The sequence below is a fragment of the Streptomyces sp. NPDC058231 genome (assembly GCF_042882275.1).
GTDB lineage: Bacteria > Actinomycetota > Actinomycetes > Streptomycetales > Streptomycetaceae > Streptomyces.
Map to the genome: position 1 here is coordinate 1 of NZ_JBHVWN010000184.1, position 1,236 is coordinate 1,236.

At 73.5% G+C, this 1,236-nt stretch carries 2 protein-coding genes; both read left to right on the forward strand.

The genetic code is table 11. From position 1 onward, the window contains the following. Nucleotides 1–304: YciI family protein (locus tag ACFVXE_RS39160; protein ID WP_389678587.1), on the forward strand; the 304-nt coding region annotated here is incomplete at its 5' end. Nucleotides 305–312: 8 nt separating this feature from the next. After that, the coding region (locus ACFVXE_RS39165; RefSeq protein ID WP_389678589.1) for an RNA polymerase sigma factor at nt 313–1,236 on the forward strand (924 nt) is incomplete at its 3' end.

Here is a 1,236-nt window from a genome sequence, read left to right on the forward strand (position 1 = left end):
GTACATGAACGACTTCGCGGCCAGGCTGGAGAAGACCGGCGAGTTCGTCGACGGTCAGGCGCTCGCCCCGGAGGGGACGTGGGTCCGCTACGACGGTGAGGGGCGGCCGCCGGTCACCGACGGTCCCTTCGCCGAGACGAAGGACCTCATCGCCGGCTGGATGGTGATCGACGTCGACAGCCACGGGCGCGCCGTCGAGCTGGCCGGGGAGTTGTCGGCCGCCCCCGGGGCAGGCGGGAAGCCGATCCACGAGTGGTTGGAGGTGCGCCCGTTCCTGGCCGCGCCGCCCACCATCACGGAGTGACCTCATCGATGGACGAGGCCCTGCTCCGGGGCCTCACACCGAGTGTGCTCGCCGTCCTCGTCCGCCGCGGAGCCGATTTCGCGGCGGCCGAGGACGCCGTGCAGGACGCGCTGGTCGAGGCGGTCCGGGTCTGGCAGGCCGACCTGCCGCGGGACCCGAAGGGCTGGCTGGTCACCGTGGCCTGGCGCAAGTTCCTCGACGCGACCCGGGCGGACACCGCCCGCCGCCGGCGTGAGGACCTGGTCGACGAGGAGCCGGCGCCAGGGCCCGCACCCGCGGCGGACGACACGCTCCAGCTCTACTTCCTGTGCGCCCAGCCCTCGCTGACGCCGTCGTCCGCGGTCGCGCTCACGCTGCGCGCCGTCGGCGGGCTGACCACCCGCCAGATCGCCCGAGCCTATTTGGTGCCCGAGGCGACAATGGCGCAGCGCATCAGCCGGGCCAAGCGCACCGTCTCCGCCGTACGGTTCGACCAGCCCGGCGATGTCGCCACCGTGCTGCGTGTCCTCTATCTGGTCTTCAACGAGGGCTACTCCGGCGATGTCGACCTCGCCGCCGAGGCCATCCGGCTCACCCGGCAGCTCGCGGCCGCGATCGACCACCCCGAGGTGGCCGGGCTGCTCGCCCTCATGCTGCTCCACCACGCCCGGCGCGCAGCCCGGACCGCGTCCGACGGTAGCCTGGTGCCGCTCGCCGAGCAGGACCGCCGCCGCTGGGACACCGGGATGATCGCCGAGGGCGTCGAAATCCTGCAGGCGGCCCTCGCCCGCGACCGGCTGGGCGAGTTCCAGGCCCAGGCCGCCGTCGCGGCACTCCACGCTGATGCGCGCACCGCCGCGGAGACCGACTGGGTGCAGATCGTCGAGTGGTACGACGAGCTCACGCGCCTGACCGACAGCCCGGTCGTCCGGCTCAACCGCGCGGTCGCCGTC